This is a genomic window from Bradyrhizobium embrapense (assembly GCF_001189235.2).
Lineage (GTDB): Bacteria > Pseudomonadota > Alphaproteobacteria > Rhizobiales > Xanthobacteraceae > Bradyrhizobium > Bradyrhizobium embrapense.
The window spans coordinates 951,441-968,280 of the sequence record NZ_LFIP02000002.1 but is presented as its reverse complement, the minus strand read 5'-3'; the positions used below and the strand labels follow the sequence as shown (position 1 = coordinate 968,280).

17 protein-coding genes are annotated in these 16,840 nt (G+C 65.4%); 6 read left to right on the top strand and 11 right to left on the bottom strand.

Features of this window, described 5'->3' with window-relative positions:
• Nucleotides 1-105 precede the first annotated feature (105 nt).
• Nucleotides 106-342 carry a hypothetical protein gene (locus AKN83_RS12030; RefSeq protein ID WP_024581032.1) on the top strand — a complete coding sequence of 79 codons (237 nt, stop codon included), beginning with the start codon at nt 106-108 and terminating at the stop codon, nt 340-342.
• Between the two features lie 214 nt (nt 343-556).
• Here the strand turns inward: AKN83_RS12030 and rpoD are convergent, their stop codons facing one another.
• Both rpoD and dnaG read right to left on the bottom strand, forming a co-directional pair.
• Nucleotides 557-2,683, bottom strand: coding sequence for an RNA polymerase sigma factor RpoD (gene rpoD / locus AKN83_RS12025; RefSeq protein ID WP_050402687.1), 2,127 nt, complete (start codon nt 2,681-2,683; stop codon nt 557-559).
• 253 nt (nt 2,684-2,936) lie between these two features.
• Nucleotides 2,937-4,949 carry a DNA primase gene (dnaG, locus tag AKN83_RS12020; protein WP_050402688.1) on the bottom strand — a complete coding sequence of 671 codons (2,013 nt, stop codon included), beginning with the start codon at nt 4,947-4,949 and terminating at the stop codon, nt 2,937-2,939.
• Nucleotides 4,950-5,207: 258 nt separating this feature from the next.
• Between dnaG and AKN83_RS12015 the strand changes: the two genes are divergently transcribed.
• Entirely contained in the window at nt 5,208-5,762 is a 555-nt protein-coding gene (locus AKN83_RS12015) for a chlorite dismutase family protein (RefSeq protein ID WP_050402689.1), read from the top strand.
• A gap of 5 nt (nt 5,763-5,767) precedes the next feature.
• Here the strand turns inward: AKN83_RS12015 and AKN83_RS12010 are convergent, their stop codons facing one another.
• From AKN83_RS12010 to AKN83_RS12000, 3 genes are all read right to left on the bottom strand, one after another.
• Nucleotides 5,768-6,166: a gamma-glutamylcyclotransferase family protein gene (locus AKN83_RS12010; protein WP_050402690.1), complete on the bottom strand. Its 399-nt coding sequence runs from the start codon at nt 6,164-6,166 to the stop codon at nt 5,768-5,770.
• Nucleotides 6,167-6,232: 66 nt separating this feature from the next.
• Nucleotides 6,233-7,045, bottom strand: coding sequence for a transglutaminase-like domain-containing protein (locus tag AKN83_RS12005; RefSeq protein WP_050402691.1), 813 nt, complete (start codon nt 7,043-7,045; stop codon nt 6,233-6,235).
• 2 nt (nt 7,046-7,047) lie between these two features.
• Nucleotides 7,048-7,950 (bottom strand): transglutaminase family protein, encoded by a 903-nt coding sequence (locus AKN83_RS12000; protein WP_050402793.1) that lies wholly within the window; start codon nt 7,948-7,950, stop codon nt 7,048-7,050.
• Between the two features lie 102 nt (nt 7,951-8,052).
• On the opposite strand from AKN83_RS12000, the gene AKN83_RS11995 reads away from it, so the two are divergent.
• Nucleotides 8,053-8,850, top strand: coding sequence for an N-formylglutamate amidohydrolase (locus AKN83_RS11995; protein ID WP_050402692.1), 798 nt, complete (start codon nt 8,053-8,055; stop codon nt 8,848-8,850).
• 238 nt (nt 8,851-9,088) lie between these two features.
• Here AKN83_RS11995 and AKN83_RS11990 read toward each other — a convergent pair whose 3' ends face one another.
• From AKN83_RS11990 to AKN83_RS11980, 4 genes are all read right to left on the bottom strand, one after another.
• A complete protein-coding gene (locus AKN83_RS11990) occupies nt 9,089-9,271 on the bottom strand; it encodes a hypothetical protein (protein WP_050402693.1) in 183 nt (60 codons plus the stop codon).
• Between the two features lie 7 nt (nt 9,272-9,278).
• The gene (locus AKN83_RS11985; RefSeq protein ID WP_050402694.1) at nt 9,279-10,442 is read right to left on the bottom strand and encodes a PepSY-associated TM helix domain-containing protein; all 1,164 of its coding nucleotides are present in this window, start codon (nt 10,440-10,442) and stop codon (nt 9,279-9,281) included.
• 222 nt (nt 10,443-10,664) lie between these two features.
• Nucleotides 10,665-10,838 (bottom strand): hypothetical protein, encoded by a 174-nt coding sequence (locus tag AKN83_RS40530; protein ID WP_172803527.1) that lies wholly within the window; start codon nt 10,836-10,838, stop codon nt 10,665-10,667.
• 9 nt (nt 10,839-10,847) lie between these two features.
• Nucleotides 10,848-11,081 carry a DUF6894 family protein gene (locus AKN83_RS11980; protein WP_050402695.1) on the bottom strand — a complete coding sequence of 78 codons (234 nt, stop codon included), beginning with the start codon at nt 11,079-11,081 and terminating at the stop codon, nt 10,848-10,850.
• 171 nt (nt 11,082-11,252) lie between these two features.
• Here AKN83_RS11980 and AKN83_RS11975 point away from each other — a divergent pair, with 171 nt between their 5' ends.
• Genes AKN83_RS11975 through AKN83_RS11965 form a run of 3 tightly spaced genes read left to right on the top strand, consistent with a single transcriptional unit; the run spans nt 11,253 to nt 15,525 of the window.
• Nucleotides 11,253-11,927: a TetR/AcrR family transcriptional regulator gene (locus AKN83_RS11975; RefSeq protein WP_050402696.1), complete on the top strand. Its 675-nt coding sequence runs from the start codon at nt 11,253-11,255 to the stop codon at nt 11,925-11,927.
• Nucleotides 11,924-14,605 carry a molybdopterin-dependent oxidoreductase gene (locus AKN83_RS11970; protein WP_050402697.1) on the top strand — a complete coding sequence of 894 codons (2,682 nt, stop codon included), beginning with the start codon at nt 11,924-11,926 and terminating at the stop codon, nt 14,603-14,605. Before AKN83_RS11975 ends, AKN83_RS11970 begins: the two co-directional genes overlap by 4 nt.
• On the top strand, nt 14,602-15,525 hold the full coding sequence (locus tag AKN83_RS11965) for an FAD binding domain-containing protein (protein ID WP_050402698.1): 924 nt from the start codon (nt 14,602-14,604) through the stop codon (nt 15,523-15,525). Before AKN83_RS11970 ends, AKN83_RS11965 begins: the two co-directional genes overlap by 4 nt.
• A 13-nt stretch (nt 15,526-15,538) precedes the next feature.
• Here AKN83_RS11965 and AKN83_RS11960 read toward each other — a convergent pair whose 3' ends face one another.
• Both AKN83_RS11960 and AKN83_RS11955 read right to left on the bottom strand, forming a co-directional pair.
• Nucleotides 15,539-16,156, bottom strand: a complete 618-nt coding sequence (locus AKN83_RS11960; RefSeq protein WP_050402699.1) for a LysE family translocator — start codon at nt 16,154-16,156, stop codon at nt 15,539-15,541.
• Between the two features lie 144 nt (nt 16,157-16,300).
• Nucleotides 16,301-16,834: a hypothetical protein gene (locus AKN83_RS11955; RefSeq protein WP_083992011.1), complete on the bottom strand. Its 534-nt coding sequence runs from the start codon at nt 16,832-16,834 to the stop codon at nt 16,301-16,303.
• Nucleotides 16,835-16,840: the final 6 nt, after the last annotated feature.

Genomic DNA, 16,840 nt, shown 5'->3' with positions numbered 1-16,840 from the left:
ATCGCATCGCAAGAGCCTTCGCCGCAGGATTGCGCAGGGCAGACCGGCGCGGGTACGCAGCCGATTTGCTTTGACAGCGGCGGCCTGATCGGGGACAAGCCGCGCATGCCGAAAAAACCCGGGACCAATCCCAAAGGCGAATTCGCCTTTTTCAACGTCTTCTATGAAGACGGCTCGCAGCGCTCCAACCGCCGCGTGCCGTCGGAACTGCTGGGCGGGCTGGACGGCGACGAGCCGGTGCGCGCCTTCCTGCGCGAGCAGGACCGCGAGATCGCCGAAAAGGGCGGCCGCCCGCCGCTCGAAATCAAGACCATCGAGCGCGTCGGCGCGAAGAAGAAGTAGCGGCGGGCGAAGCCCTCGCGCCTCATCTACGTCGGGGCAAGCGGCACCCCTCTCCCCACCCCTTCCGCGCAAGGGGTGAGGGAGCCCTTCTGCCGGTGCCTCCCTTACTGACGCGTGAAGTCTGAAACCGACGAGCCAAATAAAAACGGCGGGCCTTTGCCCGCCGTTCTTGTTTCGATGGATGCCCGGTCAAGCCCGGGCATGACAATGCGAGTCAGTTATCCAAGAAGCTCCGCAGCTTCCGGCTCCTTGACGGGTGCTTCAGCTTGCGCAGCGCCTTGGCTTCGATCTGGCGGATGCGTTCGCGGGTGACCGAGAACTGCTGGCCGACCTCTTCCAGCGTGTGGTCGGTGTTCATGCCGATGCCGAAGCGCATGCGCAGCACGCGCTCCTCGCGCGGGGTGAGCGAGGCCAGGACGCGCGTCGTGGTCTCGCGCAAATTGGACTGGATCGCGGCGTCGATCGGCAGGATCGCGTTCTTGTCCTCGATGAAATCGCCGAGATGCGAATCCTCTTCGTCACCCACCGGCGTCTCGAGCGACAGCGGTTCCTTGGCGATCTTGAGGACCTTGCGGACCTTCTCCAAGGGCATGCCGAGCTTCTCGGCGAGCTCTTCCGGGGTCGGCTCGCGGCCGATCTCGTTGAGCATCTGGCGCGAGGTGCGAACGATCTTGTTGATCGTCTCGATCATGTGCACGGGGATGCGGATGGTGCGGGCCTGGTCGGCGATCGAACGGGTGATCGCCTGCCGGATCCACCAGGTGGCGTAGGTCGAGAACTTGTAGCCGCGCCGATACTCGAACTTGTCGACCGCCTTCATCAGGCCGATATTGCCTTCCTGGATCAGGTCGAGGAACTGCAGGCCGCGGTTGGTGTACTTCTTGGCGATCGAGATCACGAGCCGGAGGTTGGCTTCCACCATCTCCTTCTTGGCCTGACGGGCCTCGCGCTCGCCCTTCTGCACGCCGTGCACGATCTTGCGGAATTCGCCGATCTCAAGCCCGGTCAGCGCCGCCAGCGACTGGATCTCGTGGCGCAGGTCCTTGATGCGATCCTTCTCGTGATGAACGAAGTTCTTCCAGCCCTTGGCCGACAGCTTGGAGACGCGGTTGAGCCAGCGCGGATCGAGCTCGGAGCCCTGGTAGTTGCGCAGGAAGTCCTCGCGCGCGACGCCGTGGCTGTCGCCGAGGCGCAGCAGGCGGCCTTCGAACGAGACCAGCTTCTTGTTGATGTCGTAGAGCTGCTCGACGAGTGAATCGATGCGAGCCTGGTTGAGGCGCAGCGACTTCACCTCGACGATGATCTCGTCCTTCAGCTTCTTGTACTTGCGCTCCTGCGAGGGCGACAGCGACTCGCTCTGCAGCTGGTTGGCGATGTCCTGCTCCTGCAGGCGGCGCAGCTTCTTGTACTCGGATGCGATCTTGTCGAAGGTCTCGACCACCTTCGGCTTCAGCTCGGCCTCGATGGCGGCGAGCGACATCTGGTTCTCGAACTCGTCGTCGTCCATGTCGGACTCGGCGGCGGCTTCGGCCGGATCCTTCTCCTCGACGCCGGCTTCGCCACCGGCGGGCGCGGCGCGGAACGGGGTCGGCGACGGCGGCGCGGCAGGCGGCGCGACATGGGCCGGCGCGGCGGCATCCGCGCCGTTGGCCTCAGCGGCAGCGCCCTCGCCGGCATTGTTCCCGATCAGGTTCGGATTGATGCCGCCCTTCGACTCGGGCCCTGCATAGGTGGCCTCGAGATCGATGATGTCGCGAAGGAAGATCTTGCCTTCGTTGAGCTCGTCGCGCCAGATGATGATGGCCTGGAAGGTCAGCGGGCTTTCGCAGAGGCCCGCGATCATCGCCTCGCGGCCGGCCTCGATGCGCTTTGCAATGGCGATTTCGCCCTCGCGCGACAGCAGCTCGACGGTGCCCATCTCGCGCAGATACATGCGCACGGGATCGTCGGTGCGCTCGCCCGGCTCCGATTTCTTGACCTCGGTGACGGCCTTCTGCGTGACCTCGACGAGTTCGTTGTCGGTCTCGTCGTCGCCGTCGTCCTTCTCGTCCTCGCCTTCGCTGTCGTCGGCCTCGGTGACGTTGATGCCCATGTCCGAGAGCATCGACATGATGTCTTCGATCTGTTCGGGCGAGGTCGTGTCGGAAGGCAGCACTTCGTTGAGCTGATCGAAGGTCACGAAGCCGCGCTTCTTGGCCTGCTTGATCATCTTCTTCACCGCGGCATCCGACAGGTCGAGCAACGGCGACGGCGCGTCAGCGGCATCCTTCTCAGGAGCATCCGCTGCCTTGTCGTCCTTTTCCTTGTCCTTAACCTGCAGCGTCTTTGCCTTGGTGGCCATTCACTAAGCTCCCGAAACGCGGTCATGCAGAAGGGCGCCACGCACGCGCATCCGCACGAAATCTAGATTTACTCTCTCGACGCACAAAGGGCGGCGCAAAATCTCGCCACCCCTGTCATCCGTCTCGACGGTTTCCAATCTGCAATAGCCGCGAGGCTATTAAGTTTCGCTTAACCCTGTTTTTGCAGCCAAACCATGGATTTGGCGAGTCTTTTTGCGGGTTTGGCGAGCGCCGTCCGCAGCATTTTTGTTATCAGACATTACGCTGGAACCGGCCCGATAATTCGCCGAACCCTTCAATCAGGGCTTCGGTCCCGTCGGCTTCTGCCATCCGGGCCTGGATATCCTGCAACCATGCCAGATTGGCCTCGCTGGAGTCTTCAGCCAAGGCCGCTTCCGCATCTTTTCTTTCCCTAAGTAAGGCGTGGGTTTTCTGATGCAAGGCAACGAGTTGACGCCAGGTTGATAAAACATCCTCGCGCGCGGCACCGATCTGCGCCCCCCACACCGCCTGGGTTGTGATCGCCCGTTCAACCCTTTGAAGAATCTGCGATAATCCGCCTGCTTCAAGGTCGGCGCGCATCTTCTCGGCCTGCTCCTCGGCATCCGGAGAGTGGTGATGATCGTGGGCAAAGGCGGCGATGATGGCGGCCCGGAGCTTGTGGGCCTCGGGGTGGGCAAGCTCGAGGGCTGCGACCTCCTCGAGATGATCGTGCAGCAGCCAGGGATGATTGATCAGCGATTGCAGGATCAGCGCCTCGCGGCGAGAGATGGCGCTGCGCTGGCCGCGCATGATCGGGCTGTTGGCAAGCTGAGGGCTGGCAGCCTGATAGGGACCCCGTAAAATCCCGGGGGAGCCGCCGCCCTTGGCGCCGAACCGGCCACCCTGGGCAGGTCCCCGGGGCGCAAACTGGCGCGGTGATTCGCCGCCGCGACCACCGCCGAAATTGCCCCTGTTGCCGTAGCCGCCGCGGCCGTAACCGCCGCGGCCGCCCTCCGGGGCAAAGTTGCGTTGCAGCCGCTCCTGCAGGTCCTGCCGGTAATAGCGGCGCACCACCTCGTCGCGGATGCCATTGGTGAGTTCGCCGATGCGCGCCTCCAGCGCAGCACGGCGCTCGGGCGTGTCGAACTTGCCGCCCTCGATCTCGCGCGACCAAATCATGTCGGCGAGCGGACGCGCCGCCGAGATCACCTCCTCGATCGCGCCGCGGCCACCGGAGCGGGCGAGATCGTCCGGGTCCTGCCCTTCCGGCAGCAACGCAATGCGCAGGCTCTTTCCCGGCTTGAGCTGGGGCAAGGCAAGGTCGGCGGTGCGATAGGCCGCCTTCTGCCCGGCGCGGTCGCCGTCGAAGCAGAGGATCGGCTCGTCCGCCATCTTCCAGAGCATCGCCAACTGGTTCTCGGTCAGCGCGGTGCCGAGCGGCGCGACGGCGCCGGGGAAGCCAGAGGTAACCATCGCGATGACGTCGACATAGCCCTCGACGACAATCAGCTGCGCACCGTCATGCGCGGCCTGGCGCGCGGTGAACAGATTGTAGAGATTGTCGCCCTTGTGAAACAGCGGGGTTTCCGGCGAATTCAGGTACTTCGCCGGAACGTCCTTCTCCAGCGCCCGGCCGCCGAAAGCGATGACGCGGCCGCGGGCGTCCGTGATCGGGAACATGACGCGGTCACGGAAGCGATCGAACGGCACCGGCTTGTCCTCGCCGGACACCAAGAGCCCCGCCTCCACCATGTCCTCGGTCGAGATGCCCTGCGCGCCGAGATGCTCCTTCAGCGCAAAACGATCCGGCGGCGCATAGCCCATCCGGAACTGGAGCTGGGTCGCCGGCGAGATGCCGCGGTCGGCGAGATAGCCGCGCGCCTTGGCGCCCCCCTGCGAGGCCAGCGTGTCGGCAAAGAACTTGGTCGCCAGTTCCATCACGTCGTGCAGGGTGCGGCGATGCTGCTCGTGCCGCGCCGCATCGGGCGTCACGGCCGGCAGCGGGACACCTGCCATCGCGGCGAGACGTTCCACCGCCTCGGGAAAAGTCACGCCCTCGGTCTTCATCAGGAAGTCGAAGATGTTGCCATTCAGCCCGGACGAGAAGTCGAACCAGGCCTGCTTCTGATCGTTGACGAAGAAGGACGGCGTCTTCTCCTGCTGGAACGGCGACAGCCCCTTCCACTCCCGCCCGGCCTTCTTGAGCTTGACGCGCCGGCCCACGACTTCCGAGACCGGCAGCCGGGCGCGCAGCTCATCGAGGAATTCGGGCGTGAAACGCATGTGGCTCGGGCTCGGAACGAATCGGTCATCGATATAGTGAGGCGGGCCTCAGCGTATCAAGTTTATCCGCCTGCTCCCGCTATCCACACCCCTCGTCATTCCGCGGTGCGATGCGAAGCATCGAGCCCGGACTCCATCGGCCCGCAGAGCAGGCGGAGGAATGGATCCAGGGCTCAGCCCTTCGGGCTGCCCCGGAATGACAGTGGAGAGGTCGCGCAGCGCGCTTGCCCCATCCGCGCTTCCGGGATTGGATAGGCCATGTTCACGACATTCAGAGGCGGGCGAAGCGGCGGCTGGCTGGTCACGTCCATCACGCGGGTGAAGGGCGAGACGCTGCCGAAGGTTGCGGCACTGTCGGTGGTGACCAGCGAGTCGATCGCGCTGCCGCTGTTGCCGGCGCAGACCTCCTGGCGGCTCGCCGGCGTCGCCAGCTATCTGCGCTACACCGACAAGGACGAACGCGAGAAGCTTGCCGCCGTGCAGGCCGGGCTCGGCCGCAGCGAGGCAACGCATGCGGCCCTGATCCCGATCCGGAAATCCGCGGCCTGGTGGGAGCTGACGCAGCCGGAGCGCCGCGAGATCTTCGAGGACAAGTCGCACCACATCGCCGGCACCCTGAAATTCCTCCCCGCCATCGCCCGCCAGCTGTTTCACGCCCGCGACCTCGGCATGCCCTTCGACTTTCTGACCTGGTTCGAATTCGCGCCTGAGCACGTCGCCCTGTTCGACGAGCTGGTCGCCATGCTGCGCGCGACCGAGGAATGGAGCTATGTCGAGCGCGAGGTCGACATCCGCGTCGAGCGGGAAATTTGAAGCAATCAATGCTCGAGGAATTTTCCTGATGCGATCCGCGGCAGCTCGGCGACCGGCCAGTTGTAGAGATAGGTCCAGGCCTCGCTCACGCTGCCGTCGGCGCGCGTGACGTTGAGCATCTCGCGGACATATTCGGTCGGCGGCGGAAAGCCTTCGCCACAGGCTTCGTACATGTCGAATTCGCGCAACATCGCTTCGCGCTCGCGCAGGCGGAACAGTTCGCCGTGCACGATGTCGGCGGGACCGTCCGACACGACGAGGCCGGGATAATGCTTCACCAGATAGAGCCGGCCGCGGCACTGCGCCGGCCCGAGGAATTCGGCATTGCCGGCAAGCAACTTCGCCATCGGATGATCGAAGCCGCGCATCAGCGTGCCGTAGACGAAGAGAAGATCGGAGGTCATGGCCAACCTGTCATTCCGGGGCGCGGCGAAGCCGCGAGCCCGGAATGACGGAATGGGCGAAAAGAATCAAGCCGCCTCCACCTCATCGGTCACCACGACGAACTTGGTCAGCGTCATGCGGCCGAAGCTCGTGGTGAGTGCGACGTCGGCGGCGTCGCGGCCGGTCGCCATCAGGATGCGGCCGATCCGCGGCGTGTTGTGGCGGGCATCGAAGGTGTACCACTGGCCCGACAGATAGACCTCGAACCAGCCGGAAAAATCCATCGGCGCCGGATCGCGCGGCACGCCGATGTCGCCGAGATAGCCGGTGCAGTAGCGCGCCGGAATCCCCATGCAGCGGCAGAAGGTCAGCGCCAGATGCGCGAAGTCGCGGCAGACGCCGGTGCCGCTTCCGTACACGTCGTGCGCCGACTTCATGTGATGGGCGTGCTGGTAGCCGAACGTCACATGGTGATGCACGAAATCGGTGATCGCCTGCACCCGTGCCCACCCGGGCTGCGTGTTGCCGAACAGCGACCAGGCGATGTCCGTCAGCTTGTCGGTCTCGCAATAGCGGCTTGGCATCAGATAGAGCAGCATCTCGTCGGGCAGTTGCTCGATCGGAACCTGCTGCGCCGCCGGATTGACGATGTCAGGCAATCCGGAATCCCGCACCAGCGCGCTGCCATGGAAGGTGACGCCACCAGCTGGCGCAACCAGACGCCCGCAGACATTGCCGAAACCGTCGCGATAGAGGCCGATCGGAACATCGGGCTCGGCCGAAATGCGCTCGGTGCCGACGATGTCGGCGTAACGCGACGGATGGATCGACAACATGATCACCATCGGGGTCGGCTGCGGCGCCGTGTAGGTGATTTCGAAGCCGACCTTGATCAGCATCGTCAGGCCGTCTCCCGCTCCGCAGCGCTCTCACCCACCGAGACCACCTTGATGTCGACATCCATGGCGAGATAGGCATCCGCGGCGCCGAGATAGACGCCATGCAGCGGGATCGCCTGGCGCGGATCGCGCGCCACCGCCACGCGGATCAGATCGCGCGTGCCGACGATGCCGTTGGTCGGGTCGAACTCGATCCAGCCCGCGCTCGGCAGATAGACCTGCACCCAGGCGTGGGTCGAGCCGCCGCCGACATAGCCATGCGCGCTGCCGGGCGGCATCGCGAGATAGCCGGAGACGAAGCGCGCGGCGATGCCGAGCCGGCGCAGCGCCTCGATCATGAACAGCGCGTAGTCGCGGCAGGTGCCGGACTTCGTCCGCAGCGTATCGAGCGGATGCTGGGTGCCCTGCTCGTACCGCTTGCGGTAGCTGAACGCCTCGCGAATGCCATGGGTCATGTCGCTGAGTATCTTGAACGTCAGCGTCGGCGCCTCGACATCGAGGAAGCGCCGCGCCCAGGCCGACAGTTCGCCGTTCGGATCGCCATATTGCGGCGTGATGAATTGCTGCAGATCGGGGAATTCCTCATCGTCGTAGAGGAACGGATAGAAATAGGCGGCATCGTCCGGCGTCAGCGCGAACGTATCGGCCGCATTGTGCTCCACCGTCGCGGTCGAGACAAAGGACAGCGTGTCGGCGCGCTCGTCGAAGGTGGCGATCGCCACGCTGTTGCCGAACACGTCGTGGATCCAGCGCAGCGACATCGGCTGGGGGTCGATCACAAGTGCGCTGTCGAGCACGCGCAGATCATGGCCGTCGCGGGGTCGCAGCATGATGCGGTGTTCGCCGAACGCCACCGGGCGCACATAGCGATAAACTGTCTTGTGATGGATGGTCAGGAGCGGCATCTTCAAACAATCATCGTGATTTCGGCCGCCAAATCTATAGAGAATGCTGCTTGATTCCAAACCAGCATGCCCCTTGAATAGGCAAAGTTGAGGAAAAAGCCCGTGAATCACGCCGGTGGCCCGTTCTTTCTGCTGACAAACACCGATGTTTCACCGGTTCTTGAACATAATCCTGACGGCCGCTCGCCGTTCCTACTGACTTGCGATCATTACGGCAGGCTGATTCCCTCCCGGCTCGGAGACCTCGGCCTGCCCGAAAGCGAGCTCGTCCAGCACATCGCCTGGGACATCGGCATCGCCGGCGTCGCGACGCAGCTCTCCGACCTGCTCGGCGCGCACCTGATCGCGCAGCGCTACTCGCGGCTCGTGATCGACTGCAATCGTCCGCCGCATGTCGCAAGCTCGGTCCCGCTGATCAGCGAAGCCACCACCATTCCCGGCAATGAAGGCCTGTCGCGCGAGGCTGCCGAGCTGCGCCGCAGGCAGATCTTCGATCCCTATCATCAGCGCATCGACGCGGTCATCGACGAGCGCGCGCATCAGGGCATGCCGACAGTGCTGGTGTCGCTGCACAGCTTCACGCCGATTTATGCCGGCATCGCGCGTCCTTGGCACATCGGCACGCTCTACCACCACGACGAGGCGCTGCCGCCGCTGCTGCTGAAGCATCTGCGCGGCGAGGCCGATCTCGTGGTCGGCGACAACGAGCCCTATGCGGTCAGCGACGAGACCGACTACACGATTCCCGTGCATGGCGAACAGCGCGGCCTGATCAATTCCGGCATCGAGATCCGCCAGGACCTGATCTCCGACCATGCCGGAGAGACCGCATGGGCCGAGCGGCTGGCGCGCATCCTCGGCGAGATCGAAACGACACTGCGTAAGGACGCACTGATCTGAAGCATGATCCGGAAAGGTGCGAAGCGGTTTTCCGAAAAGATCATGCTCAGTCAAAGAGCTAAAGTGCGATGACGATTCAACCTAATCACATCGCGCTTTAGGGCATCGAGCGCGCCGTCCAACCCATCATGGCGGTCCAATTGGAACAGCAGCGACGGCTTACCTCTCCTTTGGGAGAGGTGGACCGAAGTCGACGGCCAAACCGTTCGATCAGGGAACGGCGATCAAGCGAGCCTGATCAATTCGGCCGCCGCCGCCAGATGAACAGCAGATAGAGCAGCACCGGCAGGCCAAGCGCGACCCAGGAGACGGCATCCCACCAGCCGTCGCCGACCAGCGCGCTGATCAATCCCACCGTGCTCACGATTGCGATCACGAGCGGGGCGGCGAAGATCTGGGTCAATGAACGATGTGCGACCATGCTGATGTCACGACGTGAGCGCGGGGTTGTCGATCGAGGCGGCGCTGGCGATGGCGCGCTCCACGCTCACGCCCGCCTTGCGTCGGCGCATCCACAGATACACGCCGGTCGCCAGAATGAAGATGGTGAGGATGTCGAGCAGCGCCCAGACGATCTTGAGCGGCATGCCGCCGTAATCGCCGAAATGCAGCGGCTGCGAGACGTACAGCGTCGACACATACCAGGGCATGTCGCGGCTGTCGGTCAGATCGCCGGTTTCCGCATCGATCAGCGCGGGCTTCAGCAGCCGCGAGGTCAGCGGCGTATCGCCGTGCAGGAACACCGCGTAATGGCTTTTGCTGCTGAACAGGGTTCCCGGGAAGGCGACGAAGCTCGGGGTCATTCCGGGTACCGCGTGCCTCGCCACCTCGACCGCCCCGTTCAGCGAGGTCAGCTTCGACGACACCTGTCGGTCCTTGTACTGCGCGGTCATTTCGGCGAGCTGGCCGAACTGCCACATCTTGAGGACGAGGTCGGCCCAGGTGTTGATGACCCCGGTGAAGCCGACCACCAGCGTCCAGGCCACCAGCAGGATGCCGGCGAGATTGTGCACGTCGAGCCAGCGCACGACGCGGGTCCGCTGCGCGCGGTAGGCGCCGAAGCGCAGCTTCCGCATCGACGGCGCGTAGACGACGATGCCGGAAATGATCGCGACGCAGAACAGGATCCCCATCAATCCGAGGAACAGCTTGCCGGGCAGGCCCGCGAACATGTCGGTATGCAGCTTCAGCATGATGTAGGTGAAGCGTCCGGTCACGTCAGGGGAATCGAGATAGGCGCCGGTATGCGTATCCATCCGGATCAGGAGGTTGTTGGTCGGATCGGCGTCGATCGTCGGACCGACGCTGACCCACATCGCGCCGGGCTCGTCGCGATCCCAGATCAGGAAATGCGGCACCTTGCCCGGCGCCCGCGCCAGCGCGTTGGCGAGCAGATGATCCAGATTGGCCGGCGGCGTGCCTGCGGCCGCCTCGGCCGGCTTGACCTGGCTGTGCAGGAGATCGTCGATCTCATCGTGAAAGATCAGCGGCAGGCCGGTGATGCAGAGCAGCAGCATGAACAACGTGCAGATCAGGCTGGTCCATTTGTGGACGGCACCCCACCGCCGCAGGGATTTGGTCGTCGCGGTCAACTTCGCTACCTGAATTCCAGAGTCTCCGTTGTGCCGTCACTAGCACGATGAAGGACGCGCGCCGTTGCGCGGCGATTAGAACCCATCCAGTGTTGGACTTATCGGCGATCGTGTTGCGATCTCGCAACGAGCGCGTCCGGGAACTGCGACAATGCGTCCCGGCCTTCGGCGCGATTTCCTGGGATCGTTCTCTTGGGATCGTTCTAAATCGGATCGCGGGGTTCAACCGGCTGACGCGGCGTGGACGGGATGCTTCGCGCGCCATTTGGGGCCCGGCCCGCGCATGTAGTGCAGCTCGGGCCGGTAGGGATCGCGCATTCGCGCGATCAGATTCTGCCAGCCGGCCGTGATCGCGTTCAGGCAACGAAGAGGCAGCAAGGACTGCAGCGACAGCATGGCTTACTCTCAGTGCGGTTTGCCGAGAACGAATGCGAAGGGCAGGATGACGATCTCCTCGCCGTCTTCGTCGCTGACATGCACGGCCCAGTCGCGCCAATCTTCCAGACTGACCGTTGCGACCAGCGAGCGCATCATGCAGGTCGCCGCCTCGCAGGCCTCGGCGAGGCTCGTCACCGAGGTGCCGCGGCGGTCCATCAGCACGCCGCGCGTGTTCGAGCAATGGAAATAGACCTGTGTCATGTCGCTATCCTCGCAAGCGCCGGGCGATCGGGCTCGCCCTTGCATGACGAAGCTTTACGGAGATCGGGCACACCCACCCGTGACGCTGCTCACACACAGGCGCGGGCACACAGCTCCCTGCCTCACCAAATCGCGATTTGACAAATCTTCTATCTTTGTCAAATTCGTCAAATGGGACCGAAAACCCGCATTCTCGATGCCACCATGCTGGTATTCCGCCGGCACGGCTTTCGCCGCTCCTCGATCGAGCAGGTCGCGGAAGCGGCAGGCCTGACGCGGCAGGCGCTCTACCACCATTTCGAATCCAAGGAGGCGCTGTTCCGCGCCGTGATCGAGCGCGTGCATGAGAGCGCCATCGCGGCCGAGGACAGCGCCGTCGCCGCGGCAGAGGCAGCGGGCGGCAATCTCGGCGACATCCTCGCCGCGGGCATGACCGCGCGGATATCGACCATGATCGCCTCGCTGGACAGCTCGCCGCATATCGAGGAATTGTATTCCGAGCACCTCGTGCACGCGCGCGACCTCTACCAGACCTATGCCGCGCGCCATACGGAGCGCGTGGCCGCCACCATCGCGCGTATCGTGCGCAAGCAGCAGCTTGTGCTGCCGCAGAGGCTGTCGCCGGAGGAATTCGCGCGGCTGGTCGAAATGTCGATGTACGCCGCGAAGTCGCAATATCCGGCGATGCAGCCGGCCGATGCGTTCCTGAAGGACATGGCGACCATGGTGCGGACGCTCTGCGCCGGCGCTGTGCCCAGATCGTTGCCGAACTCGCGACAGCCGCCCGCCAGGAAGGCGGCAATCCGCAACAAGTCGACACGCAGGACAACTGGAGGACAGTCATGACCACGACGACCGTCAACGGCCGCGCCGAATCCCTGCCCGACGATCCCGACGCGCTCCTGATCGACATCGTGCGCGACCAGCTCGGGCTCACTGGCACCAAGCTGGTGTGCGGCGCCGGCGTCTGCGGCGCCTGCACCGTGCTGGTCGACGGCGCGCCGGTCACAAGCTGCTTGATGCCGGCGCGGGCTGCCGCCGGCAAGGCGGTGACGACGGTGGAAGGCATCGGCGCCACGAGGCTGCATCCGGTGCAGAAGGCGTTCATGGCGCATGACGCCCTGCAATGCGGCTTCTGCACGCCAGGATTCATCGTGGAATCTGTCGCGTTCTGCGATCAATGGCGCGCGACCAGGGGAACGGCCGCGCCCTCGCGCGAGGAGATCGGCGCGGCGCTGTCGGGCCATCTCTGCCGCTGCGGCGCCTATGACGGGATATTCCGCGCGGTGGCGGACGCCTGCGCCGGCCGTTTCGACGGCGACAATGTCGCAGCGCCCCGCATCGAGGCGCGCGACAAGGTGACGGGAGCTGCGAAATACACCGTCGACATCAAGCATGACGGCCAGCATGAAGGCCTGATCCTGCGCTCGCGCGTGGCGCATGCGCGCATCACCGCGCTCGATCTCGCGCCAGCGCGCGCGCTCGCCGGCGTCACGGCGGTGTCGCTGCTCGGCGACGACAAGATCTTGCGCTATGTCGGTGAGCCGATCGCGGCGGTCGCGGCCAAGGACCGCAAGACCGCACTGGCCGCGCTCGCGGCGATCAAGTTGACCAGCGAAAAGCTGCCCGCGGTGGTCGGTCTCGACGCCGGACGCAAGGATGGCGCGCCTGTCGTGTTCGACAGAGCGAACCGCAAGCGGGCCGGCAACGTCTCCGAGGCGGCCGGCGGACTGGCACCATGGAAGCAGAACATCCGCGGGCCGACCGCGGTGTTCTCGACCCGCGCCAAGAAAGCCCGCAACTGGGTCGAGGAGGCGCGCCAGGCGGGCAACAAGCTGCTCGTCGAAGGCACCTTCCGCACCGCGACGCAACAGCATGCATGTCTGGAGCCGCACGCCGCGGTGGCGCGCTTCGACGGCGACCGGCTGACCCTGCACGCCTCGACGCAGCAGGTGTTTCATCTCAAGGAGCAGATCGCCAAGCGTTACAAGCTCGACCACGACAAGGTCCGCGTGATCGCCGATCACGTCGGCGGCGGCTTCGGATCGAAGGCAAGCCTCGGCACCGAGACCATCGCCGCGATCGAGCTGGCGCGCGAGGCCAAGGCGCCGGTGCGGGTCGCCTACGATCGGCAGGAGGAGCTCTCGGTCGCCGGCTATCGGCCGGCCGCCGAACTGAAGGTCGCGCTGCTCCCTTCTGATGATGGCAAGCTGAAAGCGCTCTCGGTCACCGCGCATGCCGACACGGGCGCTGCGACCAACTCGACGATCGCGGGCCTGGCGCGGCTGATCTATCCGGCCGAGGCGAAGGACCTGTCGGATTTCGACGTCATCAGCAATCTGCCGCCCGGCGCCGCCTTCCGCGGCCCCGGCGGTCCGCCGATGGCATTTGCGGTGGAGCAGGCGATCGACGAGGCCGCGCTGCGGCTCAAGGTCGATCCGATCGCCCTGCGCAAGCGCTGGGATCCCGATCCCAACCGTCAGCGGCTCTACGACTGGGCATCCGGGCTCGAGCTCTGGCGCAATCGCAAACCGCAGCAGAGCGGGCGCTATCGCCGCGGCATCGGTGTGGCGACCGGCTACTGGCTCTATCTCTGGCAGCCCAATGTGAAGGTCGAGGTCGCGGTCAAGAGCGGACGCATCGTCGCCAGCACCGCGACGCAGGACATCGGCACCGGCACCCGCAGCGTGCTTGCCGACACCATCGCACGCGAGTTCGATCTCGAGCCTGCCGACATCGACGTGCGGATCGGCGATTCATCGCTGCCCGAAGGGCCTGGTTCCGGCGGCAGCCGCGTCACCGCCTCGGTGATGCCGCCGACCTTGCTGGCGGTGCGGAAGCTGAAGGCTGCGATCCTCGAACAGGCCACACGAAAGCCCGCGCCCGGCTCGAACGCGCCCTGGCGCGAGCTGATCGCCCGCTCGCCCGACATTGCGGTGGCGGAAGCGCGCGGCGAGGACGGCAAGAACACCGCGCCCGGCATCCGCTCGCCGCTGCGCGAAGTCGGCCTGATGGGCATGGTGTTCGGCTGGATGATGCGCCGCTTCTCGAACATCGCGGTCGGCGCCGGCGTGCCGAGCTCGGTGCAGGTGATAGAGGTCGAGGTCGACACCTGGCTCGGCCATGTCCGCGTGCTCAACGTGCATACCGGGATTGCGGTCGGCAAGATCGCGGCTCCCGCGCTGGCGCACAGCCAGGCCTGCGGCGCGGTGATCCAGGGCCTCGGCTACGCGCTCTATGAGGCACGCGAGCTCGATCCTAACAGCGGCGACGTCCTGACCGCGGGAATGGAGGATTATCGCATCCCCGGCATCGCCGACACGCCCGAGATCGATGTGCATTTCGACGAAGCCGGGTTCGATCATGTGCTCGGCAACAGCGTCGGCATCGGCGAGGCCTCGACGGTGCCGACCTCGGCCGCGGTCGCCAACGCGATCCACGACGCAATCGGTGTCCGCCTCACCGAAATTCCGATCCGCCCCGACCGCATCGTCGCCGCGCTGAAAGGGAGGGATGCCGCATGAGCGTCGCAACCGCAGACGTCATCACCGCGCCTGAATTCCGTGCCGCCGGCACCGACCTGTCGGAGCGCCGCCGCAGCGGCCTGTCGTGCGGATCGGTCATCGATCTCACCGCCAGTCCCGATACGATCGGGATTGCGTGGAATGCGGACGGCGCGGCGCGGATCGGCGCCCTGACCGCAATCGCGGCGATCGCGTCCGACGCGCGGCTGGCGCAAGCCTATCCCGGCATCACTGCCGCCGCGCAGGGTCTTGCCACGCCGCAGATCCGGCACATGGCGACGCTCGGCGGCAACCTCGCGCAGCGCTCGCGCTGCTGGTATTTCCGCAATCCGCAGATCGGCTGTCTCAAGAAGGGCGGCTCCGACTGTCCGGCACGATCAGGCAATCATCTCTATCACGTCGCGTTCGATCTCGGCCCTTGCGTGGCGCCGCATCCGTCGACCATGGCGATGGCGCTCTTGGCCTATGATGCGAAGATCGTCACCGACCGGCGCAGCGGGCTGTCGATCGCCGAGGTGCTCGGCGACGGCAGCAACGGCACCGCCGACAATCTGCTCGCACCGGGCGAACGGATCGAACGGATCGAGCTCCCTGCCCCGCTGGCCAGCGAACGCGCGCTCTACAAACGCGCGATCAGCCGGACGCATGCCGAATGGCCGCTGGTCGAGATTTGCGTGCGGGCGGTGATAGAGGGCGGAGTCTTCCGTGAGGTCCATATCACCGCCGGCGGCATCGCCCCGGTCCCGCTGCGGCTTGCCGCGAGCGCTGCCGCGCTGCAGGGAAAGCCGGCCGACGCGGCGACCATCGCGCAAGCCGCCGAGCTCGCAACATCGGGGGCCAAGCCACTGACGATGACCGGATACAAGCTCGACCTGCTGAGGGGGCTGGTGCGCGACCTTGTCGAGCGGATTGCTGCGTAACCTGCAGCTTAGTCTAGCGTGCCCGGGTCAGCGCCAGCCAGATGCCGCCGCCGATCATGAAGCCGCCTGAGATGCGCGACATCAGCCGCGTCCGCTCCTTGGAAAAGAATTTGCGGGCGCGGCCGGCCGCCAGCGCGTAGGCGGCGTCGGTCAGCACCGCGGTTGCCATGAAGGTGACGCCGAGCAGCGCCACCTGCGGCAAATGCGGCTTGTCCATGTCCATGAACTGCGGGATGAAGGCGCCGAAGAACACCAGCACCTTCGGGTTCGACAGCAGCACCAGAAAGCCCTGCAGGAAGAACCCGCCGCGCGGCGGCGGCGGCCGGTCGTCGGTGCCGACGCCCTCGACCGGCGAACGGATCAGCTTGATGCCGAGCCAGACCAGATAGGCGGCGCCGGCAAAGCGCACCCAGTTGAACCAGTAGCCCATCGTCGCCATCAGCGAGGTCAACCCAACCGCGACGATGCCGATCACGATCGCGAGCCCGACCTGCGCGCCCAGCACGTTGGTGAGCGCGGCGCGCGTGCCGTAGCGCAGCCCGTTGGCGATCACCATCGTGACGATCGGACCGGGCAGCAGCGCCAGCGCGATGCAGGCGGCGACGAAGGCGAAATAGGCTTGCAGGGACATGGAGATCTCACTGAAGATGAGGCTGAATTATGCACGTGGGACGGGCGGAGAGGAAGCAGTTCCTGCTGATCCCCGTCGTACCTGGGTGACCCGCTTTCGCTTGCGCGGGTGACGACACCATTTCGCATGCGAGAGAAGGCCCCCTCAGCGCCCCTCCATGGCCGCGATCATCCATGTTCTGATCTCTCGTGACTCCAGAAACTTCAACGTCGCCCGTTGCACCTGTGCGGCATCGCCGCTGCCCTGCGCCGCCACGGCCATGAGGTCGCAGCGATGCGACACAGCAATACCGATCGCAGCTCGATTGCCGTCGACATCATAAGCCCTCACCCGTCCCGGCATGTCTGCCACCCGCAGGACATCACCCGCCTTCAGCGGCACAAAGCGCGGGCTGATCATGTCGACGTCGGACACGCGGTCGACCTCGTCGTCATCGGCGACGCCGCTCTCGCAGTTGCAGAAGCCGAGCTTCGGCCGGAAGTAAACCTCGACCTCAGTGCCGCACTCGGCCACACCGCAGCGGAAGGCACGACCGGCGGGCCAGCCGTCGCGCGGGAACGGCCAGGCGATCTCGCGCCATTGCGGGAGGCGCGGCGGCGCCATCTCGTAGCCGGCCACGGCCGACAGGCCGCCGAGCGCCAGGAACATCGCAACCATAAGCTGCCACGAGCGCATCATCGCCCG

Excerpts from the sequence above, each read along its gene's own strand:
- AKN83_RS12030 (WP_024581032.1), top strand. The coding sequence starts at position 106 with ATGCCGAAAAAACCCGGGACCAATCCCAAAGGCGAATTCGCCTTTTTC.
- rpoD (WP_050402687.1), bottom strand. The coding sequence starts at position 2,683 with ATGGCCACCAAGGCAAAGACGCTGCAGGTTAAGGACAAGGAAAAGGAC.
- dnaG (WP_050402688.1), bottom strand. The coding sequence starts at position 4,949 with ATGCGTTTCACGCCCGAATTCCTCGATGAGCTGCGCGCCCGGCTGCCG.
- AKN83_RS12015 (WP_050402689.1), top strand. The coding sequence starts at position 5,208 with ATGTTCACGACATTCAGAGGCGGGCGAAGCGGCGGCTGGCTGGTCACG.
- AKN83_RS12010 (WP_050402690.1), bottom strand. The coding sequence starts at position 6,166 with ATGACCTCCGATCTTCTCTTCGTCTACGGCACGCTGATGCGCGGCTTC.
- AKN83_RS12005 (WP_050402691.1), bottom strand. The coding sequence starts at position 7,045 with ATGCTGATCAAGGTCGGCTTCGAAATCACCTACACGGCGCCGCAGCCG.
- AKN83_RS12000 (WP_050402793.1), bottom strand. The coding sequence starts at position 7,950 with ATGCCGCTCCTGACCATCCATCACAAGACAGTTTATCGCTATGTGCGC.
- AKN83_RS11990 (WP_050402693.1), bottom strand. The coding sequence starts at position 9,271 with ATGGTCGCACATCGTTCATTGACCCAGATCTTCGCCGCCCCGCTCGTG.
- AKN83_RS40530 (WP_172803527.1), bottom strand. The coding sequence starts at position 10,838 with ATGCTGTCGCTGCAGTCCTTGCTGCCTCTTCGTTGCCTGAACGCGATC.
- AKN83_RS11980 (WP_050402695.1), bottom strand. The coding sequence starts at position 11,081 with ATGACACAGGTCTATTTCCATTGCTCGAACACGCGCGGCGTGCTGATG.
- AKN83_RS11975 (WP_050402696.1), top strand. The coding sequence starts at position 11,253 with ATGGGACCGAAAACCCGCATTCTCGATGCCACCATGCTGGTATTCCGC.
- AKN83_RS11970 (WP_050402697.1), top strand. The coding sequence starts at position 11,924 with ATGACCACGACGACCGTCAACGGCCGCGCCGAATCCCTGCCCGACGAT.
- AKN83_RS11965 (WP_050402698.1), top strand. The coding sequence starts at position 14,602 with ATGAGCGTCGCAACCGCAGACGTCATCACCGCGCCTGAATTCCGTGCC.
- AKN83_RS11960 (WP_050402699.1), bottom strand. The coding sequence starts at position 16,156 with ATGTCCCTGCAAGCCTATTTCGCCTTCGTCGCCGCCTGCATCGCGCTG.
- AKN83_RS11955 (WP_083992011.1), bottom strand. The coding sequence starts at position 16,834 with ATGATGCGCTCGTGGCAGCTTATGGTTGCGATGTTCCTGGCGCTCGGC.